The 18,863-nt window shown below is 64.7% G+C and carries 19 protein-coding genes; 13 read left to right on the top strand and 6 right to left on the bottom strand.

The features are described 5' to 3' along the window. Positions 1-5 precede the first annotated feature (5 nt). The 12 genes from C7455_RS16305 (at position 6) to C7455_RS16255 (ending at position 11,128) form a co-directional block, all read left to right on the top strand. Complete coding sequence (locus tag C7455_RS16305) at positions 6-527, top strand: TRAP transporter small permease (protein ID WP_109670138.1); 522 nt, start codon at positions 6-8, stop codon at positions 525-527. Beyond that, positions 527-1,813 carry a TRAP transporter large permease gene (locus tag C7455_RS16300; RefSeq protein WP_109670023.1) on the top strand — a complete coding sequence of 429 codons (1,287 nt, stop codon included), beginning with the start codon at positions 527-529 and terminating at the stop codon, positions 1,811-1,813. Before C7455_RS16305 ends, C7455_RS16300 begins: the two co-directional genes overlap by 1 nt. Then, positions 1,789-2,463, top strand: coding sequence for an aspartate/glutamate racemase family protein (locus tag C7455_RS16295; protein ID WP_146200030.1), 675 nt, complete (start codon positions 1,789-1,791; stop codon positions 2,461-2,463). Before C7455_RS16300 ends, C7455_RS16295 begins: the two co-directional genes overlap by 25 nt. Before the next feature lie 164 nt (positions 2,464-2,627). Then, complete coding sequence (locus C7455_RS16290; RefSeq protein ID WP_245904380.1) at positions 2,628-3,752, top strand: MHYT domain-containing protein; 1,125 nt, start codon at positions 2,628-2,630, stop codon at positions 3,750-3,752. A gap of 133 nt (positions 3,753-3,885) precedes the next feature. Next, positions 3,886-4,740, top strand: coding sequence for an FAD binding domain-containing protein (locus C7455_RS16285; RefSeq protein WP_109670019.1), 855 nt, complete (start codon positions 3,886-3,888; stop codon positions 4,738-4,740). 14 nt (positions 4,741-4,754) lie between these two features. Continuing rightward, positions 4,755-5,246, top strand: coding sequence for a (2Fe-2S)-binding protein (locus tag C7455_RS16280; RefSeq protein WP_109670017.1), 492 nt, complete (start codon positions 4,755-4,757; stop codon positions 5,244-5,246). After that, positions 5,243-7,666 (top strand): aerobic carbon-monoxide dehydrogenase large subunit, encoded by a 2,424-nt coding sequence (locus C7455_RS16275; protein WP_109670015.1) that lies wholly within the window; start codon positions 5,243-5,245, stop codon positions 7,664-7,666. Before C7455_RS16280 ends, C7455_RS16275 begins: the two co-directional genes overlap by 4 nt. 41 nt (positions 7,667-7,707) lie before the next feature. Then, a complete protein-coding gene (locus tag C7455_RS16270) occupies positions 7,708-8,586 on the top strand; it encodes an AAA family ATPase (protein ID WP_109670013.1) in 879 nt (292 codons plus the stop codon). Beyond that, positions 8,583-9,764, top strand: a complete 1,182-nt coding sequence (locus tag C7455_RS16265) for a vWA domain-containing protein (RefSeq protein WP_109670012.1) — start codon at positions 8,583-8,585, stop codon at positions 9,762-9,764. The genes C7455_RS16270 and C7455_RS16265 overlap by 4 nt, the downstream gene beginning before the upstream one ends. Beyond that, positions 9,761-10,531 (top strand): XdhC family protein, encoded by a 771-nt coding sequence (locus C7455_RS16260; protein WP_245904379.1) that lies wholly within the window; start codon positions 9,761-9,763, stop codon positions 10,529-10,531. The genes C7455_RS16265 and C7455_RS16260 overlap by 4 nt, the downstream gene beginning before the upstream one ends. Next, the gene (locus C7455_RS20625) at positions 10,528-10,659 is read left to right on the top strand and encodes a hypothetical protein (protein ID WP_281269421.1); all 132 of its coding nucleotides are present in this window, start codon (positions 10,528-10,530) and stop codon (positions 10,657-10,659) included. The genes C7455_RS16260 and C7455_RS20625 overlap by 4 nt, the downstream gene beginning before the upstream one ends. A gap of 13 nt (positions 10,660-10,672) precedes the next feature. Further along, complete coding sequence (locus tag C7455_RS16255; RefSeq protein ID WP_109670010.1) at positions 10,673-11,128, top strand: SRPBCC family protein; 456 nt, start codon at positions 10,673-10,675, stop codon at positions 11,126-11,128. A gap of 8 nt (positions 11,129-11,136) precedes the next feature. Here C7455_RS16255 and urtE read toward each other — a convergent pair whose 3' ends face one another. The 5 genes from urtE to urtA all read right to left on the bottom strand — a co-directional run bounded on the left by urtE (position 11,137) and on the right by urtA (position 17,056). After that, positions 11,137-11,838 carry an urea ABC transporter ATP-binding subunit UrtE gene (gene urtE / locus C7455_RS16250; RefSeq protein WP_109670008.1) on the bottom strand — a complete coding sequence of 234 codons (702 nt, stop codon included), beginning with the start codon at positions 11,836-11,838 and terminating at the stop codon, positions 11,137-11,139. A gap of 4 nt (positions 11,839-11,842) precedes the next feature. Beyond that, positions 11,843-12,583, bottom strand: a complete 741-nt coding sequence (gene urtD / locus C7455_RS16245) for an urea ABC transporter ATP-binding protein UrtD (RefSeq protein WP_109670006.1) — start codon at positions 12,581-12,583, stop codon at positions 11,843-11,845. Further along, positions 12,580-13,749, bottom strand: coding sequence for an urea ABC transporter permease subunit UrtC (gene urtC / locus C7455_RS16240; RefSeq protein WP_109670004.1), 1,170 nt, complete (start codon positions 13,747-13,749; stop codon positions 12,580-12,582). Before urtC ends, urtD begins: the two co-directional genes overlap by 4 nt. Position 13,750: 1 nt before the next feature. Further along, positions 13,751-15,721, bottom strand: a complete 1,971-nt coding sequence (gene urtB / locus C7455_RS16235) for an urea ABC transporter permease subunit UrtB (protein ID WP_109670002.1) — start codon at positions 15,719-15,721, stop codon at positions 13,751-13,753. Positions 15,722-15,790: 69 nt separating this feature from the next. Continuing rightward, complete coding sequence (gene urtA / locus C7455_RS16230; protein ID WP_109670000.1) at positions 15,791-17,056, bottom strand: urea ABC transporter substrate-binding protein; 1,266 nt, start codon at positions 17,054-17,056, stop codon at positions 15,791-15,793. 127 nt (positions 17,057-17,183) lie between these two features. On the opposite strand from urtA, the gene C7455_RS16225 reads away from it, so the two are divergent. Then, positions 17,184-18,086, top strand: coding sequence for a LysR family transcriptional regulator (locus tag C7455_RS16225; protein WP_109669998.1), 903 nt, complete (start codon positions 17,184-17,186; stop codon positions 18,084-18,086). Between the two features lie 19 nt (positions 18,087-18,105). On the opposite strand, the gene C7455_RS16220 is transcribed toward C7455_RS16225, so the two are convergent. Beyond that, positions 18,106-18,720: a TetR/AcrR family transcriptional regulator gene (locus C7455_RS16220; RefSeq protein ID WP_109669997.1), complete on the bottom strand. Its 615-nt coding sequence runs from the start codon at positions 18,718-18,720 to the stop codon at positions 18,106-18,108. Positions 18,721-18,863 lie beyond the last annotated feature (143 nt).

The following is an 18,863-nucleotide window of genomic DNA, read 5'->3' as shown; positions in this document are numbered from 1 at the left end:
CGGCCATGGCCAGCCTTACCACCCTTATCGCCCGCCTCGATCTCTGGCTGACGCGCGCGTTGGACGCGGCGGTGATCGGCTTGGCCGGGTTGCTCTTCGTGCTGCTCAACATCGCGGTGGTCAGCCGCTTCGTGTTCAACAATTCCGTCTCCTGGTCGGAAGAGTTGCCTGCCCATATCCTCGCCGCGCTGACCTTCATCGGCGCCGCTTACCTGACCCGCACCTCGGAACATCTGGGGTTCGATGCGGTGGTTCGCATCCTGCCGCCGGGCGTCAAGCGCGCGGTGATGGCGGGCAACCTGATCCTGATCGCCGGGTTCGGTGTGCTGCTTGCCTGGTATGGCGGTATCGCGGCGGCCAGTTTCGGCAGCCGCATGATGATCTCGGTCGACCTGCCGATGGCGCTGTTTCGCTACACGATGCCCGTCGGCGGAGCCTTGATCGCGCTCATCAGTGTCACCCGTCTGGCCGGTCTGCTGACCGGGCAGGTTCATCCTGACGACCTCTTGCCCGAAAGCGACGCGTGATGTTTCTCGATCCCGGCTGGATCATCCTGATCCTTCTTGTCGTCTTGCTGATCGCGGGCCTGCCCATCGCCTTCGTGCTGGGCGTCACGGCGGCCACGCTCATCATCATCGATCCCGCCGTCGTGCCGCAAATCATCGGCCTGATCCCGTTTGGCGGCGCCAACAACTACCTGCTTGTCGCGGCGCTGTTGTTCATGATCGCGGGCGAAGTGATGAATCAGGGGCGCATCGCGGAAAAGCTGATCGCCTTCGCCTCCAGTCTGGTCGGGCATATCCGGGGCGGGTTGGCGCATGTCAACATCTTGACATCGCTGTTCTTTTCCGAGATTTCGGGCACCGCCACCTCGGATGCTGCCGCCATCGGCTCGGTGATGATCCCGCAGATGAAGAAACGCGGCTACCCGGCCGCCTTTGCCGCCGCCGTAACATCGACCTCGGCCACGATGGCGATCATCGTGCCGCCGTCGCTGAACCTGATCCTCTATGCCTATGTGGCCAACGCCTCGATCGCCGAGCTGTTCGCCGCCGGTATCTTGCCCGGCATCCTTGTCTGCGGGCTCTTGATGGCGACGGCCTACATCATCTCCGTCCGCAAAGGCTATCCGACCGAGGGCGAGTTCCGCCTCAAGCGCGTGCTGGAAACCGGCAAGGATGCCGCCATTCCCCTGACTCTGCCGATCTTGATTCTTGTGGGCATTCTGGGCGGCATTTTCACCGCGACCGAGGCGGGCGCCATCGCGGCCTTCTGGTCCATCGTTCTGGCGGCCTTCCTTTACCGCACGATCCGGCTGGGCAATCTTCTCGATACCTTCCGCATCGCGGGCAAGCGCAGCGCAATGCTGATGTTCATCGTGGCCACCTCGACGCTTCTGGGCTGGTACATGACCAACCAGCAGATCCCCCAGACCATCGCGCAGGCGATCTTGGGCCTGTCGGACAACTACTGGGTCGTGCTGCTGGCGATCAACGTGTTCTTCCTGTTGGCGGGCACGATCATCCACGGGACGCCCGCGATCTTGATGCTGGTCCCGATCTTCCTGCCGCTGGCCGATCAACTGGGCATCGACCGGGTGCATTTTGGCCTGATCCTGACCATCAACCTCGGCATCGGGCAGCAGACGCCACCGGTGGCCTCGGTCGTGCTGATCACATGCGCCATCGCCAAGATCTCCATCGCCAAGATCATTCCATCACTCATGGCCTTCATCGGCGCGATGCTGGTGGCGTTGATCCTCGTCAATCTCTTCCCCGCCATCGTCTTGTGGCTACCATCGGTCATCTTGTGATGCGGCTGTTGATCGTGAACCCCAACACGTCGCCCGGTGTGACGGCGCGCATCAATGCCGCCGCGCAGGCCGTGGCGCACCCGGGGGACCGCTTTACCACCGTTCCTGCGGCCTTCGGGCCATCCTTGATCGTGACCGAGGAAGACGGGCGGGCGGCTGTGGCCGGGGTGCTGGCGGCCATTGCGCAGCAGGAGGGTGATTTCGACGGGATCGTGCTTGCCTCCTTCGGGGACACTGGCGCGCCCGAGGTCCGGGCGGCGCATGCGCATCTGCCGGTTATCGGCATCGCCGAGGCCGCCTTTGCCGAGGTTCGGCGCCGGGGTGGCCCCTTTGCCATCGTCACCTTCGCCCCCGAGGTCGCTGCGCCCTTGCATCACAAGTCGCATGAGCATGGCGTGCTCGATCAACTTGTCGGGATCGTGAGCCCCCCCGGCCCGTTGCGGCATGATCCCGCTGACGTGGCCGATACTCTTGGTCTGGCGATCCTGGACCTGTGCCGGGCTTGCGCCGTCGATGGGGCGCAAAGCGTGGTTCTGGGCGGCGGACCCCTTGCCGGATTGGCCCATCGACTGCAGGATCGCTGCCCGATCCCCATCATCGACGGTACGCAGGCCGCCGTGCGCCAGTTGCGTGACGCCTGCGGAACCTAGGACCACGTTTCTCCCTGCAAGATCGTTGTCCGCCCCTAGAGCCGGTCCTTTGCCCAATCGCCTTCTTGCGCGTAGCCCGACGCTCGGACACAGTTGGCGGGCTGGGGGCGCATCGCGCATCGCGCCACTGGCAGACACGGGCAAGCCAGGGGAGGGGCGAGGTCGTGCCATTGGACTTTTCACACAATGCATGGCTGGTGCTCGCGTCCTTCGCGATTGCGCTGATGGCGGGCTTTACGGGTCTGTCCATGGCGCGTGGCCTGTCCCGCGTGCCTGCGGGCGAACGCAAGCTGCGGGTCGCGCTCTCCGCGCTCGTTCTGGGCGGCGGCATCTGGTCGATGCATTTCGTCGCCATGCTGGGCCTGCAACTGCCGATCCTGTTCTTCTACGATCCGCTGGTGACGTTGATCTCGGCGCTGCTTGGTATCCTTGTGGTGGGGCTGGGCCTGATCATTCTGCATTTTCGCAAACGCACGCCCGTGCGCATCACCGTTGCGGGTCTGGTCGTGGGCACGGGTATCCTCGGCATGCATTACACCGGCATGGCGGGGATGCAGGCCTGTGTTGCTGAATACACGCTTGGCGGTATTGTCATCTCGGTCACCATTTCGCTGGTGCTGGCCACCTTGGCGGTCTGGATCGCCTATTGGGATCGGACGCGTCGCAATGTCCTTCTGGGTACGCTGTGTTTCGCGCTTGCGGTGGTCGCGTTGCATTATATCGCCATCTGGAACACCAGTTTCCTCGAGGCGCCGCTGCCAGAGTTCGACCTGATCCTCGGCAACGAAACGCTGGCCATCGTGGTGACGCTTGCGGCCTTTGTGATCTGCGGTGCCTTCTTGCTGGCAGGTGCCACTTTCTTTCCCGAAGCGGCGGAAGGAGAGGCGGTCGTCGATGTTGGAATGGTGCCCGCGCCGACCCCCATCGCGCCCGAACCACCTGAGCCTGCCCGCCGCCTTCAGCCTGTGCCCTATGAACGCGACGGGCGGACCCTGTTCGCTGAGCCTGCCTCCATCGCCGCATTCCGGGCCGAGGGGCATTACACGATTCTCTATCGTGGGGCCGAGCGGGTGTTTTGCCCCTGGTCGATATCCGAGGCGGAAAAGCGGCTGGACGGTACTGATTTCGTCAGGGTTCACCGCAGTTATCTGGTCAATCCCGCCCATGTGACCAGCTTTGAACGTCTCAAGGACAGCGGCGTGATCTATTTCGAAGGTGTCCCGTCTCTTGGCAAGGTTCCGGTCAGCCGCTCGCGCCTGAGCGAGGTGCGGGACCTGCTGGGACTGTGACCTCGCAACTCGTGCAGCCATTTCGCAGTTCGTGAAGCGTCCGTCTCGCGTCGTTCATTTCCGCCTCGCCCTGCGCACACCGCCGCATACAGATGGGGCGAGTGCGTCAATAGCGCGCACAAGGGAGGAAGACATGATACCTGCACGGTTCGAGTACCATCGACCGGCAGACGTGGCGTCCGCGATCGCGCTCCTGTCGGAGCATGGCGACGAGGCGCGCGTTCTGGCCGGCGGCCACAGCCTCATTCCGATGATGAAACTCCGCATGGCGGCGGTTTCGCATCTGGTCGATCTTCAGGACATTGCGGACCTGTCGGGCATCCGCATCGAGGGCGGCCGCGTCACCATCGGCGCGATGACCACGCAGCACGATCTTATTGTGCATGACGGGCTGGCGCAGGCCGCGCCGATCTTGCGCGAAGCGGCGCTCCAGATCGCCGACCCGCAGGTGCGCTACATGGGCACCGTCGGCGGCAATGTCGCCAATGGCGATCCAGGCAACGACATGCCGGGGTTGATGCAATGCCTTGATGCGACGCTGCATCTGGTGGGACCGGACGGCAGCCGCGAGGTCGCCGCGCGCGACTATTACGAGGCCGCTTACATGACCGCGCGCGCCGATGATGAGATCCTGACCGCGATCTCCTTCGACGTGAACACGGGCGGCTACGCCTATGAGAAGCAGAAGCGCAAGATCGGTGACTATGCCACCGCAGCCTGCGGCGCGCTGGTGACGATGGAAGGCGGCACTTGCACCGCCGCCTCGATCGCCATGACCAACCTTGCCGATACCCCGATTTGGTCGGAGGAGGCAGGCGCGGCGCTAGTGGGAACGGCTTGCGATACCGCCGCCATCGACGCGGCCGTGGCCGCAGCGACTGCCGCCATCGACCCGACCGAGGACAACCGTGGCCCCGTTGCGTTCAAGATGCACGTGGCCGGCATCATCATCCGCCGCGCCATCCTGCGCGCCGTCAGCCGCGCCTGAGGAGGACGCCAGCCATGGGCAAGCAGCATTACCAGATCACCGTGAACGGCGAGGCCAAGGACATTCTGGCCGAACCGCGCGAATTGTTGATCCACACCCTGCGCGAGCAGCTCAACATCACCGGCCCGCATGTGGGCTGTGAAACCAGCCATTGCGGTGCGTGCACCGTCGATATCGACGGGCGGTCGATCAAGGCCTGCACCGTCTTCACTGCGCAGGTCGCGGGCAAGGAGATCACCACCGTCGAAGGCTTGGGCGAACCCGGCAAGCTTCATATCCTGCAAGAGATGTTCAAGGAACATCACGGGCTTCAGTGCGGCTATTGCACGCCGGGCATGATCACCCGCGCGCACCGGTTGCTGCAGGAAATCCCGAACCCGACCGAGGAAGAGGTCCGCTTCGGCATCGCCGGCAACCTCTGCCGCTGCACGGGCTACCAGAACATCGTGAAATCCATTCTCGCCGCCGCCGCGGTGATGAATGCCAGCCAGGAGGCCGCGGAATGACCGATCAGACCCCGATCAGCCGCGAGGACCGCGTCGAGAAGCTCAAGGGCGTGGGTTCCCAGCGTAAGCGCGTCGAGGATGCGCGCTTTACACAAGGCAAGGGCAACTACGTTGACGACATCAAGATGCCCGGCATGCTCTTTGGCGACTTCGTCCGCAGCCCCTACGCCCATGCCCGCGTCGTGTCGATCAACACCGAGGCAGCGCTGAAGGTTCCGGGCGTTCTGGCCGTGCTGACGGCCGCCGATCTGGCGCCGCTTGGCCTGCACTGGATGCCGACGCTCGCGGGCGACAAGCAGATGGTGCTGGCCGATGGCAAGGTGCTCTATCAGGGGCAGGAGGTGGCCTTCGTCGTGGCGACCGACCGCTACGCCGCCGCCGACGGGATCGAGGCCGTCGAAGTCGAATATTCTGAGCTGCCCGTCGTCGTGGACCCGTTCAAGGCGCTGCTACCCGATGCGCCGGTGCTGCGCGAAGACCTCGAAGGCAAGATGGTGGGCGCGCATGGCCCCCGCAAACACCACAACCACATCTTCACCTGGGAACAGGGCGACAAGGACGCAACCGAGGCTGTTCTGGCGGGGGCCGATGTGGTGGCCGAGGAAATGGTCTACTACCACCGCACCCATCCTTGCCCGCTGGAACCCTGCGGCTGCGTGGCCAGCATGGACAAGGTGAACGGTAAGCTGACGCTTTATGGAACGTTCCAGGCGCCCCATGCGATCCGCACCGTTGTGTCGCTGATTTCCGGCATCGAGGAACACAACATCCGCGTGATCTCGCCCGATATCGGCGGCGGTTTTGGCAACAAGGTCGGCGCCTATCCGGGCTATGTCTGTTCGGTCGTCGCCTCCATCGTCACCGGCAAGCCGGTGAAATGGGTCGAGGACCGGATGGACAACCTGATGACCACGGCCTTCGCCCGCGACTACTGGATGAAGGGCAAGATCGCGGCCACCAAGGAAGGCAAGATCACCGGCCTCTGGTGCCATGTCACCGCCGACCATGGCGGGTTCGACGCCTGCGCCGACCCGACCAAATTCCCGGCGGGCTTCTTCAACATCTGCACCGGGTCCTATGACATCCCCGTAGCCTATCTGGCCGTCGATGGCGTCTACACCAACAAGGCACCTGGTGGCGTGGCTTACCGGTGTTCCTTCCGCGTGACGGAAGCGGCCTATTTCATCGAGCGGATGGTTGAAATCCTTGCCATCGAGCTGGGGATGGACGCGGCAGAACTGCGGCGTATCAACTTCATCAAGGCGGATCAGTTCCCGTATCACTCGGCCTTGGGCTGGGAATACGACAGTGGCGACTATCACACCGCGTGGGACAAGGCGCTGGCGGCGGTCGATTACGAGGGGCTGCGAAAGGAACAGGCCGAGCGGGTCGAAGCCTTCAAGCGGGGCGAGACGCGGAAACTGCTGGGCATAGGCCTGACGCATTTCACGGAAATCGTGGGGGCGGGGCCGGTCAAGAACTGCGACATTCTTGGGCTTGGCATGTTCGACAGCTGCGAGATCCGCATCCACCCCACCGGATCGGCCATCGCGCGGCTGGGCACGATTTCGCAAGGGCAGGGGCATGCGACGACCTTTGCCCAAATCCTTGCGTCGGAAATCGGCCTGCCTGCCGACAGCATCACCGTCGAGGAAGGCGATACCGATACTGCCCCCTATGGCCTCGGCACTTACGGCTCCCGCTCCACCCCCGTGGCCGGTGCCGCAACGGCGATGGCGGGCCGCAAGATCCGCGCCAAGGCGCAGATGATCGCGGCCTATCTGCTCGAGGTCCACGACAACGATCTGGAATGGGACGTGGACCGTTTCGTGGTCAAGGGCGCGCCCGAGCGCTTCAAGACGATGAAGGAAATCGCCTTCGCCTCCTACAATCAGGCCATTCCGGGTCTGGAACCGGGGCTTGAGGCGGTCAGCTATTACGACCCGCCGAACATGACCTACCCGTTCGGGGCCTATATCTGCGTGATGGAAATCGACGTGGATACCGGTGTGCACGAGATCCGGCAGTTCTACGCGCTGGACGATTGCGGCACCCGCATCAACCCGATGATCATCGAGGGGCAGGTGCATGGCGGTCTGACCGAGGCACTGGCGATCGCGATGGGGCAAGAGATTGCCTATGACGAGATGGGCAACTGCAAGACCGGCACGCTGATGGATTTCTTCGTGCCGACCGCGTGGGAAACGCCGCATTACACGACCGACCACACGACGACCCCCAGCCCGCATCACCCGATCGGGGCCAAGGGCGTGGGCGAAAGCCCGAACGTGGGCGGTGTGCCGGCCTTCTCGAATGCGGTGCATGACGCGTTCCGGGCCTTTGGCTTGCGCCAGAGCCATATGCCGCACGACCATTGGCGGATCTGGAAGATCGCCAACGGTCTTGGCCTGCACGGCTGAAACAGGAGGGCGGGGGCGTATCGCGTCCCCGCCACTGACTTATGGCAGATTGGCAAACCCTCACCGATGACCTCGCCCGGCAGGGCTATGTCGCCGCGCCCGATCTGGCGATGGCGCTTGCCTTGGCCGTGGCCTTGGGCCGACCCCTGCTGCTCGAAGGGGCGGCGGGCGTCGGCAAGACCGAGGTGGCGCGCGCGCTGGCCGCAGCCCGCGAGGCGCGTTTGATCCGGCTGCAATGCTACGAGGGGTTGGACGCCAGCCACGCCATCTACGAATGGAACTACCAGCGGCAGTTGCTGGCGATCCGCGCCAGCGCCGAGGCGGGCGAGACCGGCAAGGCCGTCGAGGAACGGATCTTTTCCGAGGATTACCTGCTGAAGCGCCCACTTCTCGAAGCGATCACGCAGGAGATGCCGCCCGTCCTGCTGATCGACGAGATCGACCGCGCGGATGAGGAATTCGAGGCCTATCTGTTGGAAGTTCTGTCGGATTTCCAGATCACCATTCCCGAATTGGGCACCATCACCGCGACCGCCCGGCCCATCGTGATCCTGACCGCGAACGGCACACGCGACCTGTCGGACGCTTTGCGCCGTCGCTGCCTTTACGCCTATGTCGACTATCCAGACCGCGCGACGGAAATCGCCATCATCGCCAGCCGCTGCCCCCAGATCGAAGCCCATCTGGCTGCGCAGATCGTGGGCTTCGTGCAATCGGTGCGGAAGGAAGAACTCGAGAAAAAGCCCGGCATCGCCGAGATGCTGGATTTCGCCGCCGCGCTTGCGGGGCTTGGCGTCAATGACCTGACCGATGATCCGGTGATCTTGCAGGCGAGCCTTGCGACGCTGCTCAAGACGCAGCGCGACCGCGCCAATTTCACCACCGAGGTCGCGCAGCGGCTGGCGGGTGTCGCGGCATGACCCGCGTCACGAAATTCGCCACGCGCGATGCGGGCCCCGCCGCGCGGGTGGCGGGCTTCATGGCGCATCTGCGTGGCAATGGTTTGCGGCTGGGCGTGGGCGAGGCCGAGACCGCGCTGGCCGCCCTTGCGCAGGTGCAGGCGAGCAATCCCGCCGAGGCGCGGATGGCTTTGCGCGCCGTTTGCACCGGATCGGCGGATGAGGCGCGGGCGTTCGACGCGATGTTTGATGCTTTTTGGCTGAACGGCGGGCGGGTGGCGACCCGCATGGCGCCCGGCGGCGACGCGAACCTGTCCCACACCCGCAGCACCGCCACCGCCGAAGGTCCCGAGGCTGCGGGGGCAGGCGAGCGCCACGCGCCGGATGGCAGTGACGAAGGGCAGGCCGAGGGCGGCGGCGAGGGGCGGCTGGTGGCCACGGGTGTCGACAGCCTGATGAAGAAAGACCTGCGCGACATCGTCAGCCGCGAGGATATCGCACAAGCAGAACGCGTGGCCCAAGCCCTTGGCCGTGCCTTGCGCGACCGCCGGTCCCGCCGCCGTCGCGCGGCACGCAAGGGCGCGCAGATCGACCTGCGCCGCGCGCTGCGCCAAAGCCTTGCCACCGGGGGCGAGCCGCTGCACCTGCCACGCCGCACAAGGCCGGACCGCCCCGTCAAGATTGCGGCGCTGTGCGATGTGTCGGGCTCGATGGTGGCCTATGCGCGGCCCTTCCTTGCCTTTTTGGTCGGCCTGATGCGCCACGACGCCACCGCCGATGCCTACCTGTTCCACACCCGCCTTGTGCGGATCACCGAGGCGATGCGCGACCCCGATCCGATGCGCACGCTGAACAAGCTGACGCTGCTGTCCGATGGGTTTGGCGGCGGCTCGAGGATCGGGGAAAACCTGACGCGTTTTGCCCGGACCTATGCCCGCCGTTTCGTCGATGGGCGGACAATCGTGTTCATCTTGTCTGATGGTTACGACACCGGCGAGGGTGCCGAAATCGGCGACGCGCTGGTCGAACTCAAGCGCCGGGGGTGCCGCATCGTCTGGCTGAACCCCTTGGCCGGCTGGGCCGATTACGCCCCGGTCGCGCAGGGCATGGCCGCGGCCCTTCCGCATCTCGACGCCTTTCACCCCGCCAACACGCTCGACCGCATCGCGGCGCTTGCGCAGGAGCTTGACCGGATATGAAGCTGGCCCCCCCCGACATGGACGCGCTCGATGACACCCGCCGCCGGTTGCGCGACGCGGGCACGCCCCATGCCTTTGCGACCGTCGTGCGCACGGTTGATGCCACATCGGCCAAGGCGGGCGCCAAGGCCATCGTCTCGGCCGAGGGCGAGATCCTCGAAGGCTGGGTCGGCGGCGGCTGTGCACGGGGCGCGATCGGTCGGGCGGCGAAAAAGGCCATCGAGCGCAATGAGCCGGTGCTGGTCGCGCTGCGCCCCGATGACCGGCTGGCCGCCGAAGGGGTGGAGCCCTGCGAGATCCGCGACGGTATGGTTTATGAGCGCAACGGCTGCGCCAGCAAGGGATCGCTCGACATCTATGTGGAACCTTTCGTGCCCTCGCCCGACCTTGTGATCTTGGGCGATGGTCCTGTCGCCCGCGCCTTGTCGACGCTCGCGCGCAGCTTCGATTTCCGCGTCGCCGGTGATCTGCCCGAAGGGGACAGCCCGCGCGACATCTTCGTGGTCGTGGCCACACAAGGCAGGGGCGACGCCGCAGCGCTGAGCCGCGCGCTGGCCTGCCGCGCACGCTTCACCGCCTTTGTCGGTAGCGCGCGCAAATCCGCGACGCTCAAGGAAAGCCTTGCCACCAAGGGTGCCGATCCAGAGGCGCTGGCCCAGCTGGTCGCGCCTGCGGGCCTGCATATCGGCGCCACGACCCCCGAGGAGATAGCCCTGTCGATCCTCGCCCAGATCGTGCAGGTCCGCCGCGCAGGCGCGGTGGCATGATGCAAGATATTCTGCCCGCACCCGCCCCGGTCGTTGCCCGCCCCGGCGGCCTGCTCGCCCGTCTGTTTCCGCCCCTGACACCTGCGCAGGCCGATGTGCTGGCGCGGATCAAGTTTCCCTGTTGCTGAAAGGACTGACCCCATGGAATTGGCCGACGAGATCGTCATCAACGCGCCCCGCGACCGCGTCTATGCCGCGCTGAACGACCCAGAGATTCTCAAACAATGCATCCCGGGCTGCGAAGAGCTGATCATGCATTCGCCGACCGAATTGGAAGCCAAGGTGGTGCTCAAGGTCGGCCCGGTAAAGGCACGCTTCACCGGCAAGGTGACGCTCGACACCACCAACGCACCGGGTGGTTTTTCGCTGACCGGCGAGGGCAGCGGTGGGCCCGCGGGCTTTGCGCGCGGCGGGGCCGATGTGACGCTGGTAGAGGCGGAGCCGGGCGTGACGACCTTGAGCTACACCGCCAAGGCCGAGATCGGCGGCAAGCTGGCGCAGCTTGGCAGCCGTCTGATCCAGGGCACGGCCAAGAAGCTGTCGGCGTCGTTCTTCGAGAAATTCGCCGCGACCTTCGAGAACGAAGCGGCGGCCTGATCCCCGCATCAGCCGTGCGGGTTGAACGCCGCCTGCACGGCATCCCGCGTGGTTTCGGCCTTGCGCGCGGAAAACACGGTCTCGCCCCGGCTCAGCACATAGAAGCGGTCGGCGAGATCGAAGGCGAAATCGAAATACTGTTCGACCAGAACGATCGCCATCTCGCCCTCGGCGCGCAGCTGTTCGATCACGCGCCCGATCAGCTGGATGATGTTGGGCTGGATGCCCTCGGTCGGCTCGTCCATCAGCAAGAGCTTTGGCCGCGTGACCAGCGCGCGGCCGATCGCCAATTGCTGCTGCTGGCCCCCTGACAGGTCGCCGCCGCGCCGGTTCTGCATCTCTTTCAGGACCGGGAACATCTCGTAGATGCGCTCGGGCACCACGCGGCCCCCGCGCGGCAGGCAGGCGAGACCGGTTTCCAGATTCTCGCGCACGGTGAGCAGCGGAAATATCATCCGGCCTTGCGGCACATAGCCCACGCCCATCTGCGCCAGCTTGTGCGAGGGCAGTTTGGGCAGGGCCTTCCCCTCGAACAGGATCTCCCCGCCGGAGCGTTGATGCGTGCCGGAAATAGCCTTCATCAGGGATGTCTTGCCGACGCCATTGGTGCCCATGACGCAGGTCACCTGCCCCTTTTCGGCTGTCAGGGACACGCCGTTCAGGATCTGACTGCCGCTGTAGTGGAGCGTGAGGTCGCGGGTTTCCAGCATGATCTCAGCGCCCCAGATAGACTTCGATGACGCGTTGATCGGCCATCACATGATCGAGCGATCCTTCGGCCAAGACCGATCCCTCGTGCAACACGGTGACACGACACTCCAGCCGGCGGACAAACTCCATGTCGTGTTCGACCACGACGACGGCATGGTTTTGCGCCAGCCGTTTCAAGAGCGCCGTGGTGTGTTCGCGTTCCTCGGTCGTCATGCCGGCGGCGGGTTCATCGACCAACAAGAGCTTGGGGTCCTGCGCCAGCAGCATGCCGATTTCCAGCCATTGCTTCTGCCCGTGGCTCAGGATGCCCGCCGGGCGGTCAAGGTGGTCGGCAAGCCCGATCTCGGCAGCGACCTCACTGATGCGGGTGCGGTCGGCTTCGGTCACGCGGTCCATCAGCGCGGCGATCGGCCCGCGCGGTTTTTTCAGCGACAGGCGCAGGTTGTCCCAGACGGTCTGATCCTCGAACACTGTCGGGCGCTGGAATTTGCGGCCCACGCCCGCCTGCGCAATCTGCGCCTCGGACATGGACAGCAGCGATGTGCCCGTCTCGCCCCAGCGCACGGTGCCGCTGTCGGGCCGGGTTTTGCCGGTCACGATATCCATGAAGGTCGTCTTGCCCGCGCCATTGGGTCCGATCACGGCGCGCATCTCGGGCAGTCCGATCACGAAGCTCAGATTGTTGATGGCCCGAAACCCGTCGAAACTGACAGAGATACCCTGCACCTCCAGAAGCGTGCTCATCTGCGGTCCTTTCGCACAATGACGTCGACCAGCCCGCCAAGACCTTTGGGTGCGAAGAGCGTGACCAAGACGAAGCCCAGACCCAAGAGCACGGGCCACCAATCGACCCAGTCGATGGTGAAGAGGCCAAGGTTCAGGTTGGGCGCGCGCCCGCCGGTGAAATAGGTCGACAGAAGCGACACGACCGCCGCCCCGATGACCGCCCCGTAAAGTCGCCCGCGCCCGCCGATGGCGACCCAGACCGCCAGATAGATCGAGGCGATGGGGGCAATTTCATCAGGGTTGATGATCCCCGCCTGCGGATAGTAGAGCGCGCCTGCGATGCCGCAGAGCATGCCGGTGAAGGTGAAGATGAACAGTTTGTAGACCTCGACCCGGTAGCCCAGGAACCGCACGCGCTGCTCATCGTCGCGGATGCCGCGGACGATGCTGCCGAACTTGCCCGACACCATCCAGGCAGCACCGATATAGGCCAGACCAAGCGCAAGGGCGGAGCCCCAGAAGAACCAGATCGAGATGCGATCCTGACCCACTGTTTCCAAACCGGGGATATTCTGCAGGCCAGACAGGCCATTGTTTCCACGTAGGCCCGTGTCGTTCTGGAACAGGTAAAGCGACAGCGCGAGCGTCATCGCCTGCGTCAGGATCGACAGGTAGACGCCCGTGACCCGGCTGCGAAACGCCAGCCAGCCGAAAACCAGCGCCAGCAGTCCCGGCACCAGCACAACCAGCAACAGGCTCAGGATCAGGCTGTCCGAGGCCGCCCACATCCATGGCCAATCCGTCGCGCCCACGACCGAAAAGATCTGCGACGCGGTGGCGGCGCTGATTTCGGCCTCGGTGGGCGGGATCACCGCATTTTGCAGGTTGGCGCGCACCACCTGTTCGGTGCGGGCTGTCATCAGCCACATGCCGATCATGTAGCCGCCCAGCCCGAAAAAGGCGAAATGCCCGAGGCTGAGGATGCCGCAATAGCCCCAGACCAGATCCATGGCGAGCGCGGCCAGACACAGGCACAGCGTCATGCCCAGAACCTTGGTGAAGCTGACGGACAAGGCGCCGGTGCCATAGCCTTCGGACAGGACGGTGACGGCGATGGCCAGAAGCGTCAGCACACCGATGAAGATCGGAACCGACCGGTTGCGGACAAAGATCGAATTCTCCATCTCAATCCCCCGCCGCACGGCCGCGCAAGGCGATGATGCCGCGCGGGCGGAACTGGATGAACAAGATGACGAAGAGGATCATGTAGGTCTGGGCCGCCAGCGTGTTCGTCGGGTTCAGCCATTCGATGTATTTCTGCAAGCCGCCGATCATCCCCGCGCCGATCAGCGTGCCGAAGATGTTGCCGACGCCACCCACGACCACGGTCATGAAGCTCTGCACGATGTAGTTCGACCCAAGGTCGGGCACGACTTGCGCAAACAGGCCGATGGCAACGCCCGCGATCCCCGCGATGCCGGACCCAAGGCCAAAGGTCAGCATGTTGATGCGGTCGGGGTTGATGCCCATCGATGCCGCCATCCGCGGGTTTTGCGTGACGGCCCGCACCTCCAGCCCCAATCGAGTGCGATTGAGGGTCAGCCACAATGCTACGAAGAAGACCACGCCGAGCAAGAAGATGGCGATGCGGATCGAACTGATCGAGACGACGTCGTTGAGCGAAACGGATCCTGCCAGCCATTCGGGCGGCGTCAGCGGGCGGGCCTGTGTGCCGAAGATCTGGCGCACGATCTGTTGCAGCGCGATGGAGATACCGAAAGTCGCCAGCAGCGTTTCCAGCGGGCGGTGATACAGCCAGCGGATCACCAGCCGCTCCATCGCCACGCCGCCTGCGAACGTGACCATGAAGGCCAGCGGGATCGCGATGGCGATGGACAGCGTGTAGTCGGGCACGAGGGTCTGCACGACATAGCCGGTATAGGCGCCGATCATGATGAACTCGCCATGGGCCATGTTGATAACGCCCATGACGCCAAAGGTGATGGCAAGGCCGATGGCCGCCAGGAAGTAGATCGAGGCCAGCGACAGCCCATCGAGCGACAGGTCGAGCACACGGAACAGCCCCACGCGCGTCTCGATCCCGTCGAGCGTGGCGCGCGCGGCAGTGGTCACGGCCTGTGACGGCTCGCGGTAGACCTCGTAGAACACATGGGACGATACCGCGGCGTCGATCTCGGCGTCGGTGGGCGCGGGGGGCGCCAGACCCTCGGCCACCAGCGCGGCATAGGCACGGTCGCGGGCGTCTTCGGTATTCAGTTGCGCCACGGGTAGGCCACCGACGCGCCCGTCGACCACCTGTGCGGCCAACGTTTCGCGGATCTGCGCGCGGGGGATGAGGGGTGGCGCAAGCTCGGCCGCAACCAACATGGCATAGGCAGCTTCGCGCGACAGGCCGGCGCCCGGTTCCAGAACACGGGCGATGTTGGCCCCATCGGGCAGGGAGGCCGCCACTTCCGTCGTCGTGACCAGCAGCGGGTTCAGCGCCGCGCGGGCGGCGATCGAAACATTGCCCGCAAGGCTTTCGATTGCGGCGACCCGGTCCGCGTCATCGCGATCAAAGGCGATGATCAGGCGCGGCAGCAGCACTTCGGCCACCTCAAGCACATCGTCATCGGTCTCGGTCGCCATCAGATCTTGCAAGATCGGCAGGTGAAAATCCTCGGGCGCGCGGGAAATCGCGGCCAAGGCCGCCAGCCGGTCGGCTGGGTCTTCCGAGGACAGTTGGAATTCGACCAGAGCGCTGGCGATCACCGTCTGCACGCCGCGATTGGGGCGCAACTGGGCAACCTCGCGGCTGGACGCGGTGCCGACTTCGGCGCCGGTGTCGATGTCGATCAGGGTCAGCGGGTTGGCGCCCTCGGTTTCGACATAGACGAACAGGCCGTCGCTGCTGCGCTGGTACAACGCGCGCGCCTGCCATCGGGTCAGAAGGGTCGGCACGCCGTCAAGGTCGCTTGCGATCAGGGCATCAAGCACCTGCTGCACGGTCCCGCGCGAGGCATTGGCCACCAGATCGGCCTGCGCTTGCAAAAGCGTCTGAAGCGGCCCCGCTGCGGTGTCCTGCGCCTGCGTGCGCGACGCAGGTGCGATCAGCAGGAGCAGCCCCAGCATGGCGGCGAAAAGAGGTCGGATCATGATTTTGGACTGCCCGGCAGGAAAAGGATGGGCGACCCCGCACCGGGGCCGCCCGTTCGAACGCAAGGCTCAGTAGTTGGATTCGATCTGCACGCAGGTCTGCGTGACGGTGTTGTACATCCCGCAGCCCAGACCCGGCCAATCGCTTTCCAGCACAGCCGATTCAGGCAAGAAGTCGGTCCATGCGTCACCGGCAACGGGCTCGGTCTGGCTGATGATGTCGAACTGGCCGTCGGCGCGGATCTCGCCGATCAGGACAGGCTTGGTCAGGTGGTGGTTGGGCAGCATCACCGCCGTGCCGCCGGTCAGGTTCGGAACCTCGATGCCGTACATCGCCGCGCGGACCGCATCGACATCGGTGGTGCCAGCCGCTTCGACCGCCTGAACCCACATGTTGAAGCCGATGTAATGGGCCTCCATCGGGTCATTGGTGGGGCGGTTGGTGTCGCCGATGAATTCGTGCCATGCGGTGATGAAGGCCTCGTTTTCCGGCGTGTCGGCGCTCATGAAGTAGTTCCATGCGGCCAGGTGGCCCGCCAGCGGAGCGGTGTCGAAGCCCGCCAGTTCCTCTTCGCCGACAGAGAAGGCGACCACGGGGATGTCATCGGCCGAAACGCCCTGTGCGGCGAGTTCGGCGTAGAATCCTACGTTGGCGTCGCCGTTGATGGTCGAGATCACACCAACCTGCTGGCCGCCCGCGCCCAGTGCCACGACATCAGCCACGATGGAAGACCAGTCCGACTGGCCGAAGGGCGTATAGTTGACGAAGATGTTTTCCTGCGGGATGCCCGCATCAAGCAGATATTGCTCGAGAATCCGGTTGGTGGTGCGCGGATAGACGTAATCGGTGCCCAACAGCGCGAAGACCTCGACGCCCAGTTCGTTGAGGTAGTAGTCGACCGCCGGGATCGCCTGCTGGTTCGGGGCTGCGCCGGTGTAGAACACGTTGCGGCTCGATTCTTCGCCCTCGTATTGCACGGGGTAGAACATCAGGCCGTTCAGTTCCTCAAGCACCGGAAGAACCGATTTGCGGCTCACGGAGGTCCAGGCGCCGAAGATCACATCGACCTCGTTCACGGTCAGCAATTCGCGCGCGCGCTCTGCGAACAGCGGCCAGTCGGAGGCCGGATCGACCACGACGGGCACGATCTGCTGGCCCAGAAGGCCACCGGCCGCGTTCTGCTGTTCGATCAGCATCAGCATGACATCGCGCAGTGTTGTCTCAGAGATGGCCATGGTGCCGGTCAGCGAATGCAGGATGCCGACGCGGATTTCTGCAGATGCAGCATGGGCCGTGACCAACGACAATGCGCTGGCCAGAAGAATTTTTTTCATAGGTGAGTCCCCCGGAAACGGCAGCCATTTCGCTACCGCAGCATAGGCAACACGGATTGACCCCGTCTTGTCTGCCGTTATTTTGACGGCACCGTGATGCAATTTCTGCATCACCCCTGGAAATGGCATGCGACATCTCAGGATCTATCGGGCGATCAGGCTGATCCAGCGCACGGGGTCGATCCGCAAGGCTGCGGAATTATTGGCGGTTTCGCCCTCGGCTCTGAACCGGTCGGTGCAAGCGTTCGAGGATGAGATGACCTTGCCGCTGTTCGACCGCATCCCCGGTGGCGTTCGGCTGACTACGGCAGGGGAGTTGTTTCTGGATCTGATCGACCGGCACCTGACCGAGTTCGACGATTTCCGCACCCAGCTGGCCAGCCTGCGCGAGGGGCTGAGCGGTGTCTTGCGGCTCAGCCTTGGGTCTGACATCGGCGCGGGTGTCATTCTGGCCGCGGTGCGCGAGTTCGAGGATGCCTTTCCCGGTGTTTCTGTCGAGATCGCCACAGCCGACAGCCCCGCAGTACTGCAACGGCGCGAAGCCGATCTGGCGCTCTTGACGAACCCCGAAACGGACGAGACGACCGAGGTTTTGCATGCGCAGCCCGTTGCGCTGGTCGCGTGGCAGGGGGTGGGTGCCGTGACGGTTCCGGCGGGTCTGTGGGATCTGGTGACGCAAAGGCTGGTGCTGCCGCCCGAGGGCACGGGCTCGCGCGTGGCGGTCAGCCACTTGTTGCGCCGCAATCGCCTGTCGGCCGGTGCGGTGTCGGCCCTGCCCGCCGCGCAGGTCGCGCAGATGCTGTACTCCGCGCCTCGGATCGCGATTTTTCCCGAAACCGTCTTTGACCCTGCAACCCTGCCCGAGGGGATCGGTCGTTTGCCTTTGGCCCTCGGTCAGGTCCAGCTCTGCATCCTGCGCGCGGCGCGCGTGCCGATGATCCGCCCCGCCCAAGCCTTTCTGACCGTGCTGCAGCGCCGTCTGGACGCGGCCGGCCGACCGCCCGCGCCGGTTCCCAAGCAAGCACAATAGCCCGGCCACGCCGCACCTGTCAGCCGGGCCCGAGAACAGCGCGGCTGATCTCCAGCAGATAGGTCCAGTCATCGGTATCGGTGCCCATGTCCTTGTTCTTCATGTCGATGGTCAGGAAGGAATGACCATGGACAAAGGCCCACAGCATGTAGGCCTTGCGCGCGACCGTAGCGTGATCGGGGGCAAGCCCCATCCGGACCGCGACCGCTTGCACCACGACGCCAAGGCAGCTTTCGCCCTTTTCGATCAACTCGGCGTCCTCTTCATGCCCTTCAGTGAGGCCGAACACGAGCCGAAAGACACCGGGTTCGCCGCGTGCGAAATCGACATAGGCCATGCCGATCGCCGCGATGGCCTCGAGCGAGCCGGGCGCATGCGCCGCCGCTCCGCGCGCCATGGCCGCGTGCAGGCGGTCCATCGCCTCGCTGACGACAGCACGAAGCAGTTCCGGGCGGTCCTTGAAATGCTTGTAGGGGGCGGCTGAACTGACACCCGCCCGCCGCGCCGCCTCGGCCACGGAAAAGCCTTCGGGGCCATGGGTCTCCACCAGATCGCGCACCGCCGCGATCAATTGCGCGCGAAGGTCGCCGTGATGATAGCCGGGCCGTGTCTGTGCCTGCGGTGACTTGGACATCTCATGCTCCAGTGTAAGCGGCACTTACTTTTTGCTTGACTCGAAGTTAGCATCACTTACTTATCAGCTCCAGAAGCCTGATGAAACCCCACAAGACCGCGGACGGCAAGCTATCCGCCAACGCCCCGCCCGGGCGATGGCCT

Origin of the sequence: Roseicyclus mahoneyensis, assembly GCF_003148775.1 — a bacterium.
In the GTDB taxonomy this organism is placed as follows: domain Bacteria; phylum Pseudomonadota; class Alphaproteobacteria; order Rhodobacterales; family Rhodobacteraceae; genus Roseicyclus; species Roseicyclus mahoneyensis.
This window is presented reverse-complemented; position numbering and strand designations above follow the sequence as displayed.